Annotated in this window: 16 protein-coding genes; 14 read left to right on the top strand and 2 right to left on the bottom strand. The window is 48.7% G+C overall.

Annotated elements, in window-relative coordinates; genetic code table 11:
- Positions 1 to 18: 18 nt before the first annotated feature.
- Positions 19 to 582, top strand: coding sequence for a ferric reductase-like transmembrane domain-containing protein (locus tag ACRRNK_RS13380; protein ID WP_433943234.1), 564 nt, complete (start codon positions 19 to 21; stop codon positions 580 to 582).
- Between the two features lie 113 nt (positions 583 to 695).
- Positions 696 to 836, top strand: a complete 141-nt coding sequence (locus ACRRNK_RS13375) for a hypothetical protein (protein ID WP_433943233.1) — start codon at positions 696 to 698, stop codon at positions 834 to 836.
- A gap of 67 nt (positions 837 to 903) precedes the next feature.
- On the opposite strand, the gene ACRRNK_RS13370 is transcribed toward ACRRNK_RS13375, so the two are convergent.
- Entirely contained in the window at positions 904 to 1,143 is a 240-nt protein-coding gene (locus ACRRNK_RS13370; RefSeq protein WP_127199767.1) for a hypothetical protein, read from the bottom strand.
- Between the two features lie 354 nt (positions 1,144 to 1,497).
- Between ACRRNK_RS13370 and ACRRNK_RS13365 the strand changes: the two genes are divergently transcribed.
- The 12 genes from ACRRNK_RS13365 to ACRRNK_RS13310 all read left to right on the top strand — a co-directional run bounded on the left by ACRRNK_RS13365 (position 1,498) and on the right by ACRRNK_RS13310 (position 15,990).
- Positions 1,498 to 1,779, top strand: a complete 282-nt coding sequence (locus tag ACRRNK_RS13365) for a hypothetical protein (protein ID WP_433943232.1) — start codon at positions 1,498 to 1,500, stop codon at positions 1,777 to 1,779.
- 30 nt (positions 1,780 to 1,809) lie between these two features.
- A complete protein-coding gene (gene essC / locus ACRRNK_RS13360; RefSeq protein WP_433943231.1) occupies positions 1,810 to 5,784 on the top strand; it encodes a type VII secretion protein EssC in 3,975 nt (1,324 codons plus the stop codon).
- Positions 5,785 to 6,615, top strand: coding sequence for a hypothetical protein (locus tag ACRRNK_RS13355; protein WP_433943230.1), 831 nt, complete (start codon positions 5,785 to 5,787; stop codon positions 6,613 to 6,615).
- A gap of 2 nt (positions 6,616 to 6,617) precedes the next feature.
- A complete protein-coding gene (locus tag ACRRNK_RS13350) occupies positions 6,618 to 7,376 on the top strand; it encodes a WXG100 family type VII secretion target (protein ID WP_433943229.1) in 759 nt (252 codons plus the stop codon).
- Positions 7,377 to 7,414: 38 nt separating this feature from the next.
- Complete coding sequence (locus tag ACRRNK_RS13345; protein WP_433943228.1) at positions 7,415 to 7,693, top strand: WXG100 family type VII secretion target; 279 nt, start codon at positions 7,415 to 7,417, stop codon at positions 7,691 to 7,693.
- A 41-nt stretch (positions 7,694 to 7,734) separates the two neighbouring features.
- Complete coding sequence (locus tag ACRRNK_RS13340; RefSeq protein WP_433943227.1) at positions 7,735 to 9,723, top strand: hypothetical protein; 1,989 nt, start codon at positions 7,735 to 7,737, stop codon at positions 9,721 to 9,723.
- A 42-nt stretch (positions 9,724 to 9,765) separates the two neighbouring features.
- Positions 9,766 to 10,518 (top strand): vWA domain-containing protein, encoded by a 753-nt coding sequence (locus tag ACRRNK_RS13335; protein ID WP_433943226.1) that lies wholly within the window; start codon positions 9,766 to 9,768, stop codon positions 10,516 to 10,518.
- A 10-nt stretch (positions 10,519 to 10,528) separates the two neighbouring features.
- Positions 10,529 to 11,353 (top strand): hypothetical protein, encoded by an 825-nt coding sequence (locus tag ACRRNK_RS13330; RefSeq protein ID WP_433943225.1) that lies wholly within the window; start codon positions 10,529 to 10,531, stop codon positions 11,351 to 11,353.
- A gap of 149 nt (positions 11,354 to 11,502) precedes the next feature.
- On the top strand, positions 11,503 to 12,309 hold the full coding sequence (locus ACRRNK_RS13325) for an SDR family oxidoreductase (RefSeq protein ID WP_433943224.1): 807 nt from the start codon (positions 11,503 to 11,505) through the stop codon (positions 12,307 to 12,309).
- 31 nt (positions 12,310 to 12,340) lie between these two features.
- Positions 12,341 to 12,706 (top strand): DnaJ family domain-containing protein, encoded by a 366-nt coding sequence (locus ACRRNK_RS13320; RefSeq protein ID WP_433943223.1) that lies wholly within the window; start codon positions 12,341 to 12,343, stop codon positions 12,704 to 12,706.
- Positions 12,707 to 12,864: 158 nt separating this feature from the next.
- Positions 12,865 to 15,399: an ATP-dependent helicase HrpB gene (gene hrpB, locus ACRRNK_RS13315; protein ID WP_433943222.1), complete on the top strand. Its 2,535-nt coding sequence runs from the start codon at positions 12,865 to 12,867 to the stop codon at positions 15,397 to 15,399.
- A 75-nt stretch (positions 15,400 to 15,474) separates the two neighbouring features.
- Positions 15,475 to 15,990, top strand: coding sequence for a general stress protein (locus ACRRNK_RS13310; protein WP_433943221.1), 516 nt, complete (start codon positions 15,475 to 15,477; stop codon positions 15,988 to 15,990).
- An 86-nt stretch (positions 15,991 to 16,076) separates the two neighbouring features.
- On the opposite strand, the gene ACRRNK_RS13305 is transcribed toward ACRRNK_RS13310, so the two are convergent.
- The gene (locus ACRRNK_RS13305) at positions 16,077 to 18,221 is read right to left on the bottom strand and encodes a YhgE/Pip family protein (protein WP_433943220.1); all 2,145 of its coding nucleotides are present in this window, start codon (positions 18,219 to 18,221) and stop codon (positions 16,077 to 16,079) included.
- Positions 18,222 to 18,327: the final 106 nt, after the last annotated feature.

Raw genomic sequence — 18,327 nt, 5'->3', positions numbered from 1 at the left:
TAACAAGGAGGAATCTTGATGTCGGATTGGTTAATGAGTTTGCCTCTATGGGGGGTTATAAGGGTATCAGGGATTGTATCGTATCTGCTTCTGTTCACAGGAATGATGCTTGGGATCATACATGGAATGCCTGCCTTTGCGGGGAAGACCAAAGCAGCATTATATAAATGGCATACCCGCTCAACCTGGACGGGGTTCCTCATCGGAATCGCGCATGGAATGATCATTTATGTTGACCAGTACAGCCCGTTCAGTTGGAAGGAGATCTGGATTCCATTCACTACGCCCACTCATCCGGTCGCGTATGGGGTAGGGACACTGGCGGTATACGGCATGTTTATTCTGCTGTTGACCAGCGATCTAAGAAATAAAATAAAAAAACCGCTTTGGTACGCCGTTCATCTGCTATCTTATCCCATATTTATTATGGCTTTGTTCCACGGTTTATTCACAGGAAGCGACACGGGAACCGCGGCGGCAAAGCTTATGTATGCATTGACAGGAATAGGCTTGATCGGTATTTCAGTCTACCGTATGACCCTGAAAGGGAACCGGGCAGGACGCGTGAGATTATCGAAATAACCAGCAGCAATACAATTGCGTTTAAAACCAAATATAAGGGTTAAATAAACAATAACCGGGCGAAAGGAAAAAAGTTCCTTTACCCGGTTTTATCTCACTATAAGGAGGTGGGCATGATGGCTATTGACCGTTTTATTATAAGTAAACTGGAGAAATGTGATCATGAACTAGTCCGCCGTAATCTGCTGGCTTTATTTCTCATTCGGGTGGAGAAAGCATGGCATGAGGAAGAGGCCCATAGAATGGCGGGTTAACCCGGCTATCCATGGACCTCGGCTGTCTTTATATGTGTGATTCATTAATAATCAATACTAGTAAATATTAATATAAAGACAGAGCCAGGGAATCAAATTCACTCTTGCTATGAAGAATCGCTTCAGAGCCTTCAATTTCAATACTGATCAGTGACGTTAGACATTTCTTAAGTGCTCTCTTACCGGTTGTGAACTTCTTCTCAAGTGCGCTTGTCAAAAGTTTAATTGTCCGTTGAATAGGTTGTTTGCTCTCTGCCGCAAAGTAAACAGGAACGGTGTTGTTTTGAAATTTAATCAGGATTCTCAACTTAATCACCTCTATACAGTGGTTTCATAGTACAATACTAAAACACAATTATTAAAATAAGCTTAAAATAACCTTATAACTTACTAAATAAATCAAGAATAGAGAGACACTCAGCTGTCTCTTTTTGCTGTTTACCCTTAAAAGATGTGGCTGACACGCTATCCTCTTATTTAGATACGAATAGGACAGGTTAATAGTAACAATCTTGATTGAAACTAAGAGAAATTACCCATTTTTATGGGCATATTGTAACAAATGAAGTTAGTGCAGCAAGCCATCTAGTGGTCAACAGTGATATGATTAATAAAATAGATATATTTTATATAGTTTGAATCGAAAGGCTGGGTAGGATTCGTGATTGTAACCGTATGTAAAGGCAGGGATCAGTCAGAGTGGTTTGACATTGAACTTTGTGCTAAGACTAAGGCCTTTGACCTGCTTAGACTGCTTCAGCATGAATTCGGGTATCAACCGTTAATAGATGAAGAAAGTGTTAGATATATTCTTGAAGGCAGGCTGCCGGAGGGTCCTTGGTTCCATATTCCGAATCCTATTGAAGTAGGAGAAAGTGGACTTATGGAGGGTTCATTTGTCAGAATACAGCGTACCTATAGTACAATTGATGAAGGAATATGAAACTAGTAATTAGGAGCTAGGAGGGGTTCGGTGAGTATTCTCTATCAAAGATCACCTAGAATAAAAAAGTCAATTGAGTCTGCTCAGACAGAAATTTTAAAGCCGCCAGATGCGCCCTCTAGACCTGTATTCTCGCCTTTGCTTTTTGTATGGCCATCGCTCTTAACAGTGGTTACAGCAGGGGCCATCATATATTTGAACGTAACTGCAGATAAGCTAAGTCCACATTTTACGCTGTATGAAGCAATTGCCATGGTCGTGGTACTCTTGACTTATACATTGCCATTCGTAATTTATTGGATCAAGAACAGAGATTTTGATCAGAAGCTGAAGGATAGGGAACTCAAATACCATATGATCCTTGATAAATATAAGGAAGAGTTCGAGGCCAAAGCTTCGCTACAAAGAGAGCTGCTTCTCTCCGTGCACCGTCATCCCGAGATGGCCATTCCTATTGCCGCGGAGCGATCGGCAGCCTTGTGGGAGAGATCTGCAGGGGATACGGACTTCCTCGATATCAGAGCTGGCACAGGAAGTGTTCCTTTTCATGTAAATATCATAGCACCCAGAAAAAATGATTTTATGGATGATCCGCTCATTAATGAGGCTCTACGGCTGCAGGATAAATATCAATTCGTGCCGGATTGTCCTGTAACCCTTCCTCTAGCAGACGGAGGAGTTATTGGCGTTGTCGGCGGCGGTGAGGCTGTCCGTAATCTGGTTCGCGCTCTAATTGCGCAAGTTACGATCAACCATTCTCCAGACGAGGTGAAAGTTGCCGCGTTCTTTGGCGAGTCCGAGCGGGAGCAGTGGGATTGGATGCGCTACTTTCCCCACGTATGGGATGAGGGGAAGGATCGCAGGTTCATGGCCGGCAATCCGGTTAAGAGCAGGGAGCTCGCGGAGTGGCTGTACCAGCATCTTATTCCGCGTGTTACAAGGCTGGAGCGTGCCTATGGCCAGCAGCAAAAAGTTGATTATCCGTACTACGTTACGGTTCTGACTCAAAGCAGCCTTATTGAGGATGAGGCTCTATATACGCTGTTAATGGATCAGGAGGAAGGCCTGAATGCCAGTGTTCTGGTCCTGGCTGACTCTACAGAGAATCTGCCAAGACAATGCCGGATCATTGTAGATTGTGAAGGAATGAGTGCGTCTTATATCTCTAGACAAGAGAACGGTATAGCTGTAACCCGGCAAATGACGGTGGACCACATTTCTCTCCAGCAAGTGGATTCATTAGCCCGGAGAATGGCGCCTATCGAGCTGAAGAAATCTTCAGCCGGTGACATTCCGCCGGTACTATCTCTACTAGAATTGCTTGGAATTAAGCATATCGGGGATTATGACATTGAAGCATCTTGGGAACGGAATCGATTCCCTCAAATGCTGCCGGTGCCAATCGGAGTGAAGGCCGGTGGCAAAACGATGCACTTGCAGCTTCATGACAAGATTGAACGCCAGGGCCATGGGCCACATGGCCTTATAGCAGGAACTACGGGATCGGGTAAAAGTGAACTTCTTCAATCCTTGGTTGCCAGTGTGGCTATGGAATACCATCCTCATGATGTTAACTTCCTGCTCATTGACTACAAAGGTGGAGGCATGTCGAATGCACTGGAGGCTTTCCCGCATGTCGTAGGTTCCCTGACAAATTTGGATAAACAAATGATTCACCGGGCTAAGGTCTCTCTTCGGGCCGAGTTGGTCCGGAGGCAGCAGATGCTCAAGGATGCTGGAAATCTTCAGCATATTGATGAATATTATCTGCTTAAAACAGGTGAACCCCTTCCGCACTTAATTGTGATGATTGATGAGTTCGCGGAACTGAAACGGGATCATCCGGATTTCATGGATGAGTTAATTAGTATAGCTTCAATTGGCAGAACACTGGGGTTACATTTAATTCTTGCGACACAGAAGCCTTCCGGTGTAGTCGATGACAAGATCTGGAGCAACGCCAGATTCAGGATCTGTCTTCGAGTTCAGGAGGAGAGCGACAGCAAGGATATGCTTAAAGTGCCGGATGCGGCCTGGATAACCAATTCCGGGCGGGGTTATTTCCAGGTGGGCAGCGGTGAATTGTTCGAGCAGCTGCAATTCGCTTGGAGCAGTGCTCCTTATTTCGATGAAGGAAAGCCCCTTACTACGATTTATAAGCTTGGACTTGGTGGAGAACGAGTGCCTTTAGCTTTAAGTGATTCCATGGACATATCAGCCAATCCACACACCAAACAGCTGCAAGCTGTAATCAGTGCCGTTAAGCAGACAGCTGAGAATCTGGGGATTAACCAGCTGAAGGGACCTTGGCTTCCGCCGCTTCCCGGGCTTATCGGTCCTTTGGAAATTTATGATGAGGTTGAGGCTAGCGAAGGATTGGTTGCAGTTGCCGGATTGGCTGACGATATTACGGAACAGCAGCAGCTCCCACTTCAAATTTCCTTGGATGATGGACACTTACTTATCTATGGTATGCCCGGTTCAGGGAAGACCACATTGATTCAAACCATACTTATGTCACTTGCTAAACGTTATACTCCTGAGGCCTGGTCCGGGTATGTGGTGGATATGGGGAGAACGATGAAGGAATTCGCAAGCCTTCCTCATATCGGGAATGTCATTTTGCCTGAAGATCATGATCGTATGTCCCGATTGTTTCGTTACCTGCTGCTTACCTCGAATGAACGCAGACAACGTTTTGTACAAGCCGGAGTGAAGACAGCCGCAGAATACCGCAGGTCTGTAGATCCGAACCTTCCGGAGATCGTGGTTGTCATTGATGATTATTACCTCTTCAAAGGCTCATTCCCTGCGGAGAATGATAAGCTGGATTTCATTCTGCGTGAAGGTGCGGCGGCGGGAATACGAGTGATTATCAGCGCAAATCGTGTTGGTGATATTATTGAGAAAGTACGCAGCAGCATCCCGAGATCCATAGCCTTTCAGATTGCTGATCCGGGAGATTATTATTACATGGGCCTACGCGCGGCCGGCGGAGCAGATATTCACCAGCCTCCGGGACGCGGATATATCAAGTGGGAGTCCCGTGTACTGGAATTCCAGGCATCGCTTCCATCGCCAGGAGAGAGTGAGGTAGAGAGAGCAGAACTGCTGCGGCAACAGATATTTGAGTTAGACCGGAGCTGGAGGGGCTCCCGCCCTGAATCGATTCGTGAACTGCCGATCTCCTTAACCCTGGATCAAGTAATTCAGGATCGTGATAGCACTGGGGTTCTGGCCCCGCTGGGAATTAGGGTCGAGGATCTTAAGCCTTTTGGAGCTGATCTAGAGCTCGGGCCGCATTTTCTAGTCGGTGCACCTATGGAGGCGGGCAAGACGTCATTTCTGACAAGCTGGCTTCTCTCACTTGCCTGGAATTATCCACCGGAGCAGCTAGAGATCTTCACTGTGGATAACCGCCACTCCGCGAATGAGCTGGGGGGACTTCAAGGGATTCCACATATCAAGGGCAGCTCCTTCGGAGACAAGGGACTTGCCGGAATACTTGAGGTTCTCTTAGACAGACAGGCGAATTCTGCCGATTCTGGCGGAATGATCTATCAAGAGCGAACCACCAAGCTGCTGATGATTGATGATGCGGATATACTTGCTCGTCAAATGCAGGATTTCGCCCTCAAGGATAAGCTTGCGAGTCTGATCAGGAACTCACGAGAGCTTGGTGTACATGTCATTATCTCGGGAGTCCCGTCAGACTTTCCAACCTTTGGAGTTGACTGGTTCAGCGAGATTCGAAATTGTCAAAGTGGGTTTTTACTCGGAAGCCGAGATGCGAATGACCTGAGCTTCTTCCGGATTCCTATGTCAGAGACTCAATCAGGAAATGGTGAGCTGCCCGTCCTGCCGCCAGGGCAAGGTTATTATATAAGACGTAAATACGATAAAATTAAAGCAGCATTACCGTTTGATACTGTAGAAGCAAGAAATGAATGGATCATGAGAATTAGCGATAAATGGAAGGTGTTAGTCGGAGAGGAGGTGGGATAAATGGTGACGGCGAATGCCTCAGAAAAAGCAATCATCACTCTGGAAACGAAGGAACTCTTCTTCCTGGCAGGGATTCTCGGTTCGGACCGTCTGCTTGGGATAGACGATCCGTTCCGTGGATATCTGTCAGAAGAAATTGCCGAGGAATGGGAAAGTGCCAAGAATTCACTCCTAAGTAAAGGATATTTAACCCAAGTGAACAATGGGGTTGAACTGGAGATGTCACCGCAGGTATTCTCGCAGGTTGCTATAGCGGGTCTGGCTGAGCGCGCATGCTGGGTAAGATACACAAATGTGGAAGAGAGCTTTGAGGGATATCTGCATGTGACGGATGAGAAGGTCGTAGAGGTGAGAAAGCTCTATGATTCCTCCCGCGAATATCAGCTCCTGGAGATCGGTACGGTGAGACAGGCTAGTGAGGTGTTGGTGAACAGGATGAGATGGAATTCCAAATCTCCTGAGAATATGCCTGCTCTGCTATTATCCCGAAAACAATTCAACGAGCTGTATGAGAACAGCGAGCATATGAGCGTGGATGAGATCAGCACAGAGCTTGCGGAATCTACCGATGATCATGAAGGGGCTCTGGCCCTGGCCAGGTGCATCAAGACTAGAATTTCCGACGGAGAACTTCAATTGTCCGTATGGAGCGGAACGGACTGGGAGACCCAGGGCGCGGCTTTTATAGTAAATGAATCTATGAATTGGTTAATTCGTATGAGCACAAAAGATGAAGAAGACTGGTTAATTGCTACCCCGACGACTAGAGAGCAATTTCACACAATGCTGCTGCTGTGGTTGGAGAGACCTTCTGAAGCAGAGGAAAGGTGATTATGATGCGTATAAGAATGGAACCCGAGCAAATGCGGACGCTGAGCAAAAATCTGCAGCAATCGGCAGAACAGCTGCGCCAAATGGCGACAGGCCTCAATCAGTTGCTGCATTCCCTTATCCAGGAGAGCGGACCTCTTGGCTCAGTAACCGAACAGTGGCAGCAAGCCCATCGTTTGTCTGAGCAGCTTCATACCGAACTTCACCGAATTGGCAGGTTTGTTGAGACGAGGGCAGATGCTTTCCAAGCTCTAGAGCATGAGCCTGCATCCTATCAGAAAGGAACACCCATTGCTGCCGTGGGAAATGCAGCGGCTCTCTATGCCGGTCTGCTGGCTGTTCGGAATCCTGTAATACTACCGGGAAGCTATAAGATGCATGGCGTAATCTCCAACCCTGAATCGGCTGTTCAGGCCGTGAGGAATGAGAAGGGCGCAGGGCCGAAGCAGAAATGGGAAGTGCATACATCCGCGTCCAATGTACTTGGTTTCAGAACTTCGAACAAGCTCCGGTCAAGCGGCATTCAGCATTCAAGTTCTGACAACATTGGAGCAGAGGCGGATGAGCGAGAGATCCTACAGGTAGCTGTGAACAATCCGCCCGCATGGAAGTTTACCAATCCTTCGGCAGTTGTTCAGCGTCCCTTGAAGCTTCGCAGAATCCGAGTAATTCCAGGGGGGAAGAAACCTTCAGATATGCGGCATTTAGATAAACTGTTTAACAGGCATAAACCGTCTGACAGCGACACCATTCTGGATTGAGATGAAATCTACATTAATAGGCAAGGAGGAAGACACAGATGGCAGGACGTATTACAATCAGCCCGGAACATGTAGAGCAAATCGCCAAGCAATTTAAAATGAGTAGTGAGGAAAGCAGACAAATTGTGTCTAACTTAACAAATGCAGTCCAAGGGATGGAGAATGAATGGGAAGGTGTTACTAAACAACGTTTCATTAAGGAATTTCAGGAGGCCGATAAACAGATGCAGTCCTTTGTTCAAATCCTGGATTCCATCAGTGAAGAGTTATTATCGATCTCTCAGAAGTTTCGGTCCATTGACCAGAGTCATAGCTGATTCGGATTTATTTATTTTTGCTCAAGAAAGAGGGAGTATTAATGTCATTTCAGCCTAACCCGGGGGATGAGATCAATATTAGCAGGCAGAAATATCTGGTCGGACAGCATCCAGCAGCGCCGGGTATGGCTTATGCCCAAGCCGGAAGACAGGGCACCGTGTACAAGTTGATCCCTGAACATGGGGATGAGGATGAGGCAAAGGCACTGAAGATCTTTTACCCCAAATACCGGAATCCTGCATTGGTCTATCAGTCTGAGATTATGGAGGTCTTCAGCTCACTGCCCGGCCTTAAGGTGTGCTCCCGCCTGGTGATTACACCTGAGACGAACGGGGCACTGATCGCACAGTATCCGGATATGCTGTACGCGGTGCTTATGCCATGGGTGGATGGTTCGACCTGGATGGATGTTCTTGCTCACCGTGATCAACTAACCCTTGTGGAGAGCTGGGAGTTGGCAAGGGGGCTTGCAGCGGTAGGATCATCGATGGAGCAGAAAGGACTGGCCCATTGTGATTTATCTTCGCCAAATGTTCTGCTGCCAGGTTGGCGTAACCCGAACTATGCTGCGGATGGCAGCTCATCTATCGAGCTGGTGGATGTGGAGCAGCTTTATAGTCCAAGACTAGATCCGCCGGATATTAACTTCACTGGATCTCCGGGCTATGCATCTGGGCAGCCAGTACATCGCAGCTCCGGCGGACCATGGCACGCTTATGCGGATCGATTTGCTGGAGCTATCATTCTTGCAGAAATGCTGAGTTGGTCAGATCCTCGTATTCTGGCTGAGGCATGGGGAGAGAGCTACTTCGATCCTGATGAAATGCAGACCCAGAGTACGAGATACGAGCTCATGGCCTCAAGTCTGGAAGCGAACTGGGGAAAAGGTGCAGCCGAATTATTTGTTCGGGCGTGGCACAGTGATGATGTCCGCAACTGTCCTACCTTTGGAGAGTGGCTGGTCGTAATTTCGATGGCTGCTCCTGAAGACCCGAAGAAGCTATCAACTCCAGACCCTGTTCAGTCTATTCCTGTGATACCGTCTATTGCAACAGAAGATCATCAGGTATATGAAATTCCTGCGTTCCTGACTGCCCACGAATTGGTGGAATGGGCAAGGGGGCAAGAAGAAGCGGGAAATAAAGAATTGGCATTGGAAGGTTACAGGAAGGCGCTTGCTGACTCTCCTCCAGGGGGAGATTTATATACAGAGCTCTCGGTTGCTGTGCAGGGCTTGATAGCAGTTCAAGCGCCGCTGACCACAGAGGAACCCAAGGCACCGGTCTCATCTCTAAGAAGAGTTCCAAAGCGTAGATTGTGGCTTTATGCCGGAGCAGCTTTACTTGTCCTGCTTACCTGCGCCATTCTTGTCTATGCTTTGCCTGGAAATTCCAAGCCCGGGGATGCCAGCATCGCTCATAGCTTAGAACCTGTCAAGCAGCCTGCGGCAGCAGCGACTCCGAAGACGACGATCCCTGTCCAAATTCCGGTTAAGTCTCCTGCGGTTAACCAGGATCAACAGGCTGAGCAGGCTAAGGCAGAGGCGGAAGCCAAAGCCGCAAAGCTTGAAGAGGAACGAAAAAAGCAGGAAGAAGCCAAGAAGAAGGCCGAGCTCGAGAAGCAGAAGGAAGCTCAAGAAAAGTATGACCGGCAGCTGCAATACGAGAAGTACTTGATATGGAAAAAAGAGCGGGACGAACGGCTGGCCAAGGAAGCCGCCGAGAAAAAGAAAGCTGACGCAGCCCGCAAAGCAAAGCTTGAACAGCAGAAACGTGAAAATGAACAAAAAGCACGGATTCTGGCTGCCAAGCGTGATGAGCAGATTATTAAGCTCAATGCTTCTTTTAACCAAGCCTATAATGCGCTGAAAACTGGCAGCAATGATGTAGCTAAAGCCTATGCATGGCAGTTCCTGGATATATACAGTCAGGACTCTGGATATTTCAGCAAGAATGCTAAACTGGCCAAACGAGCCGCAAGCCTCAAAAAGTTTCTGGCCAAGAATAGTGTTGGACTGCCCGATATTTAGAAGCAGGATTGATTTAGAAGAGTTAAAGGAGACAGAAGCTGCATGAAGTACACCGTTCAGGCCTCGCAACGAACACCGGCCCTGATAATTTATTTAATTGATATTAGTGCTTCGATGAACCTGCTGATGGAAGGGCGTAGACGAATTGATATTGTATACGATGCCCTCTCCCTGGCGGTTAGACAGATGGTGTTCAGATCGACCAAGGGGAATCGATTGACTCCCCGCTACCGTATTGCCCTGCTGGCATACAGCGATGAAGTGTATGACCTGCTTGGCGGTGTTAAGGGAATCGACGAGGTCGCCCAGCTTGGGAAGCTGCCCGATCTGACACCGAAGAGATTCTCAGATTCAGCTAAGGCTTTTGCCCAAGCGGAGAAAATTCTAAAAGATGAGCTTCCAGATATGCAAGGGTGCCCTGCTCCCTTGATCTGTCATATGACAGACGGGGTCACAACAGGGGAGGACCCGGAGCCAATTGTGAAGCGGATTATGGCTATGGGCGTCGAGGATGGAAATGTCCTGGTTGAGAATATATTTATTTCAGACCATGTACTTGATGAGCCAATTCATGAGCCGCGAAGATGGAAAGGAATCAATCTCGAAACTCCGCTGAAGGAAGGCGCTGGCCTTAAGCTTCGTGAAATGTCCTCAGTGCTTCCTGAGAGCTACAGGGAAATGCTGGCGGAAGCTGATTACCAATTGGCTCCTGGAGCATTAATGCTGCTTCCCGGCAACTGCGCTGAGCTTGTCTCCATTGGATTCCAAATGTCTGCCGCGACACCGGTAAGGTGAGGCAGCTAAGGTGAAAAGTAAATTTACGCGCACAGTGCCGTCTGATTTCGAATGGACAAGTCATCAGAATTACGTCTATCCCTTATCCGAGAAGGTTACCAGCCGGTTCACCTGTCGGTATACATACAGCCCTTCGGATGAAACAATCGAATCCGGGGAGGCCAGTCAGGATTTTCTGGCAGTAGGGGTCGAGGGTCATACCTGCAGGTTTGTCATTTGTGATGGTGTGTCTTTGTCCTATCGCGGGGATTTTGCCGCGAGCTTCCTCGGCCAGCGCATGTTTAACTGGTTAGGCCATACCAAGGAGCTTTCCGGACAGGGGTTTGAGCAGTTCTTGTGCGACCTTGTTCCAGACGCGTCGGAGACCGTTGACAATTTAGAAATACCCTCCGATATGCCGCTTCTCCTAAAGGATGTACTTGAGGAGAAACGCTCTCGTGGAGCAGAAACCATGTATTTGTGCGGAAGAATCGACCTGCCTGAACCTGGACGGACCCAGGGCAGGATATGGCTGGCTTGGCAAGGGGACTGCCGGCTCAGGAGATGGGTAGATAACGAAGAGCTAATAACAGAGCCCGGTTCGTTTGTCACCAAAGAGCGCTGGTCCGTTCGACATGGAGCCGTAGGAGGCTCTCCCCATGTGTATACGGAAGATTTTACGCAGCAGAACGAGAAGCATCGAATTATGATCTACACGGATGGATTTAAGATACTCGACCGCTGTGAGGATCCACCCGAAATGATCTCTATATTGAATCGAATCTTTGTAAATCAAGCAAAAGAAGCGCATCTGGAGGATGACGCCTCTTGGCTTGAGTTATCATGGGATACGTGATGCAAGCAACGCCAAATTTATTTGGCGTTTTTTTTATCTAGAAATAAATGACTTTTTGATTAAACAGTATCATTTTATGGGTAATCTTGTTTAGAACAGAATGCTAACTAAGTCAAATCCTATAAATAGAGAGAAGGAGTGTATAAATCATGCCCAATAATCAGATCAATCGACAACGTTTTCAAGGAAAAACAGCTATAGTAACAGGTGCGGGCTCTGGAATTGGGAAAGCAGCAGCAATAAGGCTTGCTCAAGAAGGGGCTAAAGTGGCGTTGTTTGATCTGCAGAATGACCGCACCAGTTCAACGGAGCATGAAATCAACAATATTTTTCGGGGTGTCTCCCGCTCATTTGATGTAGACGTCTCGGATCCGGAGCGGATGGAGAAGGCGGTGCATGATGCTGCCTCCTATTTTGGAGGAATCGACATTGTTTTTGCTAATGCGGGCATTAATGGTGTGCTGGCACCCATTGGAGAAATGAGTTTTGAGGATTGGGAAAGAACGCTGCGCATTAATCTGAATGGTACCTTCTTGACCGTGAAGTATACGCTCCCTTATTTGAAAGAAAAAGGGGAGGGCAGTATCATCATCACAAGTTCTATTAACGGAAGTGACCGGTTTGCCGGGTTCGGTATGTCTGCATACAGCACGACTAAAGCCGGACAGGTTGGTTTTGCGAAGATGGCTGCACTTGAGCTGGCCAAATTCAAAATCAGAGTGAATGTGATCTGTCCTGGTGCCATTGCCACCAATATTGACCAGACCTCGGAGCCAAGCGAAGAGCTGAAAGAAATCGTTATACCAGTCGAATACCCTGAAGGAAGTCAGCCTCTGGCTGATGGACCCGGACAACCGGAGGATGTTGCTGACCTGGTCGCTTTCTTGGCCTCGTCAGAATCGAAGCATATTACTGGAGCAAGAATCGTTATTGATGGAGCAGAATCATTACTGTAACCTTAAATTTAGAGAGGAGCTGTGGAGCTGCATGTTCACCTGGCTGGCTGAACAGAGAATAACGGAAGCAATCGACAGGGGGGAGCTAGAGGATTTACCCGGCAAGGGCGAGCCTTTGCAACTAGAGGACCTCTCACATATCCCTGAAGATCTTCGTATTGCGTACAAAGTGATGAAAAATGCAGGTTATGTCCCTGAAGAGTTAACCTTGAGAGGTGAGTGTCTGCAGCTGGAGGATCTACTGCAAGCTTGCGGTGACCCGAATGAGAAGCAGCGCTTGTATAAGCAGTTGAATGAGAAGACCGTTAAGCTGCGAATGATGATTGCAGAGCGGAGGCTGGCAGAGAACACGGCATTCCAGCAATATGAACCGGTTCTAAGTGAAAGGTTCAAATAATTACATTCTTAATATCGGAGAGGTCACTAGTCATGCCGGCGGGCACGATTAGCGGCCTCTTTTTTGTATGAGTTTTGACAGAGAAATATCCTCCATTTATGATTAGGTCACAATAGCAGCCATTGGCCAAGAAAGCATTGCAAGGGGAAGTGTAATTAATGAGTTTGCCTATAGATGAGATTATTCCGGATTTGAAAGAAACTCTGAATACGAGCAATTGTGCAGTTCTACTGGCTGAACCCGGGGCGGGGAAGACGACCCGTACACCACTTGCCCTATTAGGGGAGCCCTGGCTGGAAGATCAGGGCATTATCATGCTAGAACCCCGGCGATTAGCGGCCAGATCTGCTGCTGCTTTTATGGCCGCTCAGCTTGGAGAGGAAGTAGGGGAAACGGTAGGCTACAAAATTCGCATGGACAGCAGAACAAGCCCCCGAACACGGATTACGGTGGTTACGGAAGGTATTCTTACCCGGATGCTGCAGGCAGACCCTTCACTTGAGGGAATCGGACTTGTGATATTCGACGAATATCATGAACGAAGCCTTCAAGCGGACCTGGGTCTGGCTCTATCTCTGCAAAGTCAGGGGATTCTTAGAGAGGACCTGCGTATATTGGTCATGTCGGCTACCCTGGCCGCGGAACCGGTTGCCCGCCTGATGAACGATGCTCCTGTACTGCAAAGCCAGGGGAGGACTTTTCCGGTTGAGACCCAATATTTAACAGAGACGAGCAATCAGCCGCTCGAACAATTGATGGCTGGTGCCATTCGTTCAGCCTTGGCCAGGCACGAGGGAAGCATTCTTGCGTTTCTTCCCGGAATTCGGGAGATACGCCGGGTTCAGATGAGTCTGCTGCAGGGTCTCGCTCCAAATGTTGATGTAGTGCCTCTCTATGGAAGCATGTCTCAGCAAGATCAGCTTGAGGCAATCCGGGCACCTCGAGCAGGGCATCGCAAGATCGTGCTGGCTACCTCAATCGCTGAATCCAGCTTGACGGTAGAGGGCATCCGGGTTGTTATTGACAGCGGACTCAGACGGACACAGCAGTTCTCTCCCCGAACGGGCATGGGTAGGCTGGTTACAATACGGGCCGCCAGGGACTCGGCCGACCAGCGGAGAGGACGGGCAGGACGAACAGCTCCAGGTGTTTGTTACAGGCTATGGACTGAGCAAGAGGATCGTCAGCTGCCTGAAAGGACAACCCCTGAGATTCTTGAGGCTGATCTTTCAGGGTTAGTATTGGAACTGGCTGTATGGGGAGTGAAGGACCCTGCTGAGCTGCAGTGGCTGGATCTGCCTGGAATGGCGGCATTTCGTCAGGCGCAGCGGCTGCTTAACCAGCTTCGAGCCCTGGACTCAGACGGGAATATAACGGAACATGGTCAGCAGATGGCTGGACTCGGCCTGCATCCCAGGCTTTCGCATATGATCCTAGAGTCGTCACGGATGGGACAGGGCGGTCTGGCCTGCCTTATGGCCGCACTTCTTGAAGAAAGAGACATCTTTCCAAGGTATTCCTCAGGCGTCCTGAACATTGACCTGCGGGCAAGACTTGTAGTAATGACCAGGGCAGCCCGTGAGGGAACGGGCCGCACGGACCTTGGCGGAGCGCATAGAGCTGATGTCGAGCGTCTACTGAGTCAGGGCAGACAGTGGATTTCCAGACTTCCTGACGCCACCGGCAGTGTACAGCACGAACCAACAATCGAAGCTGCGGACCAGCTGTGCGGCTTGCTGCTTTCCTTCGCCTTCCCAGACCGGATAGGTCAGCGGAGAATGGATGGACGTTACTTGCTGCGAAGCGGCCGGGGAGCAGAGATGCTTAACGGAGAACAGCTGTCTCAGGAGAGATATATTGTCGCTGCAGAAGTGGATGATGAAGGTACAGAAGCGAGGATTTTGCTTGCTGCTCCGTTAACGGAGAGCCAGCTAGAGCAACATTACAGGAAGGAAATGAATGAAGAGGTTGAGATTAAATGGGATGAAGGAACAGGCACGGTAAGGGCCAAGAGCATGCTTAAGCTAGGAGCTATTGTGTTTAAGGAGACACCTAATATAAGGCCTACGGAAGAACAAATTCAGTTGGCTCTATTGGAGACCATTAGAGCAGACGGGCTTCACCTGCTTCCCTGGGATGTGAAATCCAGGCAGCTTCAAGCAAGAATCCAGTTTATGAGAGAGTGCTGCGGCGGGGAGTGGCCGGATGTGTCGGACGTCACACTTCAGCAGAGCGCAGGGCAGTGGTTGTCTCCTTATCTTGAAGGCTTTAAGAGAAAGTCGGATTTCAGATCACTGAAGCTTTATCAAATTCTGGATCATCTGCTGAATTGGAGTCAGAAGCAGGAGCTGGAACAGCAAGCTCCAACCCATATCACCGTCCCGAGCGGTTCCAGGATACCTGTAAATTATGAGGGTCCCCAGGCTCCCTATATCTCCGTACGGCTTCAGGAATTATTCGGCCTCATGGATACTCCTCGTCTAGCCTATGGGCGTGCAGCGGTTACCCTGCATATTCTGTCCCCGGCTTCGCGCCCGGTTCAGGTTACTTCTGACTTGCGGAGCTTTTGGGAGAGTACCTATTTTGATGTAAAAAAAGATCTGAAAGGCCGTTATCCCAAGCACTACTGGCCTGATAACCCACTGGAAGCCACAGCTACAAAGCGGGTTCGTCCCCCGGGTGACCGGAAATAAGATGGGTCCTATGGTTAATTGCTTCCTGATCGGGGTAATGATGGAGGGAACAGTCAATCAAAGGAGGTAATTGTTATGGCTAAGAAAATAGTGGGTGTATTTGATACCGACCGTGAGGCAACCGCAGCGATTGAGTCTCTTCAGAACCAGGGATTCCGTGCTGATGAAATCTCAGTCATTACCAAGAACCGCGATGATCAGGCGGCAATCTCGGATGAGACAGGTTCCAAAGCACCAGAGGGCGTGGCTACAGGCGCGGCAACAGGTGGTGTTGTCGGCGGTGTAACAGGACTGCTTGCAGGGCTTGGACTTCTTGCGATTCCGGGTGTTGGCCCTATTCTCGCAGCTGGCCCAATTGCTGCCACACTTACGGGCGCCGCAGTCGGCGCAGGAGCCGGCGGTCTGGTTGGCGGATTGATTGGCCTCGGTATTCCTGAGGACGAAGCGAACGAATACGGAGCTTATGTAGATAATGGGAAGATCCTTGTTCTGGTAGATGAAGATGATCGCACACCTGCCGTCTATGATACATTCCGGACTAATCGGTCTTTGAACGCATCCCGTTATTCAGATACGAATCCAAGACTCTAATCTGACTACACGAATAATCCGGTTTAACCGGTACTCATAACAAGCAAAGAGAGTCCAGCTGAGTTTCGGCGGACTCTCTTTGCTTGTTAATGAATAAGCCCACTTTTTCGAGCTTTCTGAACCAGGGGCGCGGCAATTCGATTGATGCCTGGTTTAAGTGCCAGACCAAGCAGGAGAGCAAGCGCCCCATAGAGGATGAGCAGGAGGATATCGCGGATCACAAGCTCGGGAACGATTCCGCCCACAGCTTCCCTAAGAAGACCGATTCCATAAGTGAATGGTAGGAATGGGTAGATCATCTGGAAGAAGGGCGGCGTGACCTGGATTGGGAAGGTTCCGCCGGAGCCGGCCAGCTGCAGCACCAGCAGCACAATGGCCAAGGCTTTTCCAACGTTACCGAATACGGAGACCAAGGTGTAGATCATGAGCATAAATACCAGGCTGATCAGCAAGCTGAACAGGATGAAGAGGAGTTTTTCTTTGGCATAAGTACCAAGTATAAAGAGGTCTCCTGTGGATACAAAAACCGATTGCAGCAAGCCCAGCGTACCAAATGTAAGAAATCGGCCAAAGTACACTTGGTAGCTTGAATACTCTTCATCGGAGTGAACCTCAACTGTCAGCATGGATACGAGCAGCAGGCCTCCCACCCAGAGGGATAAGGTGGTGAAGAATGGAGACATGGCGGAGCCGTAGTTTGGAATTGGAAATAACCTATTTTCCACCAGAATCACGGGCTCGGCGAAGAATTCACTTTCCTTCTGATAATTGAGCTGAAGCAGCTTAATGAGATCTTCCAGATGACCTTCCTTTTCAAAAGCGCGCAGTCTGTCTCCGATCGATCTGACATTAGCTTCTGCTTCAGGCAGCTGCCCTCTTATATGCTCGGCTTCTGTCAAGCCAAGTGTGAGTCCCTTAGATGCATCATTTAGAATCTGCTGGACCTTAGGAAGTGAACGCTGTGCCTCCGTCAGTGCTGTACGGGTTTGGGCAGCCGTATGCTTTGCCTGAGCGAGGGCTTCTTGCAGACCCGGGAGAATTTCACGATCATAGCTGTCGATCATCCGATCCAGGTCAGAACCAACTGTGCTAACCATTTTCTTAGTGGTGTCCAGTAGTGAGCTGTTTGGCTCGGCGCCTTGTTTGGAAGCTTGTAACAGCGTGTTCTGAAGTGTTTCTATTTTTGCGGCGATTCCCTTCATTTGAGTGGATATCCCGGTTAGAGAACTTGATGGGGCAACAGTATTAAGATTGTTAATCAGGGATTGAAATGTACTGGCAGCTGCCGCGGCCTCAGCTAAACTCTGCTGTGCACGAGCCAGTTCTGATTGTATAGCTTCTGGAGATTTATTATCCGCCAAGCTCTCTGCCGCTGTGATACCGAGCTCGGCAGTCTCAAGCGACTGTCTGATTTGAATCAGACTCTGTTTGATATGGGGAGCCGCATTGGCTAAAGCCGAGCTGCTTTGATCCAGAAATTGAATCAAATCGGTACTGAACTCAGTTCCTTTGGCGGCGAGCTCAGCTGCTGCTGGGATTCGGGACTGGACTTCTTTTACTATCCGATTGCTCTCTTTAAGGTCCTTAACTGCAATGTCAGCGGCCTTATTGATTTCTGGAAATAGCATCTCTAGCTTGTAGAGCAGCCCCTTCATTTTATTGAGCAGAGGAAGCTGCTGCTTAAGTTCCACCCCGATCTCATTGAATATTTTGAAAATAGCGCCGTTTGCCGTTTTAACGAAATTACGATTTACTTCCTGGGTAATTGAACTGGCTCCTTTGGATGTGATCTTTGGAGCGACGGCATTGATCTTTTCGTTTACGGTATAACGAATTTCTGCTTTTACTGGATTTGGAGTGAGTACGCTCGCAATGTGCTGTGAGAATTCCGGAGGAATCTCAATCGCCGCGTAATAATTGCCATGCTTAAGTCCGCTTTGAGCGGCTTCATGGGAGACGAAGGTCCAGCCAATTTTGGGGTTAGCCTCCAGAGACTTCTTGATTTCAAGTCCGAGATTTATTTGCTTGCCCTGAATTTGCGTCCCCTGATCGAGATTCGTAACCGCAATTTGAATGCCTTGAGTCGAACTATACGGGTCCCAGGAGGCCTCAATATTGAACCAGGCATAAAGAGACGGAAGAAGGATGAGACCAAGGATAACGACGGATGCTGCCCAGTTGGTTGCAATATTTCGAATATCTTGAATATAAATGGAACCTAGCTTCGTCATCTTCAATTACCGCCTAACAGAATTTTGCTTTAGTATGACTGGTTTGGGTATAGATCATTCTGGCTGACTAAAGTGCAGCTAAATAGGCCAGATAAAGGAGATCAAA

The sequence above is a fragment of the Paenibacillus sp. SN-8-1 genome (assembly GCF_050995535.1).
Lineage (GTDB): Bacteria > Bacillota > Bacilli > Paenibacillales > Paenibacillaceae > Fontibacillus.
This window is presented reverse-complemented; position numbering and strand designations above follow the sequence as displayed.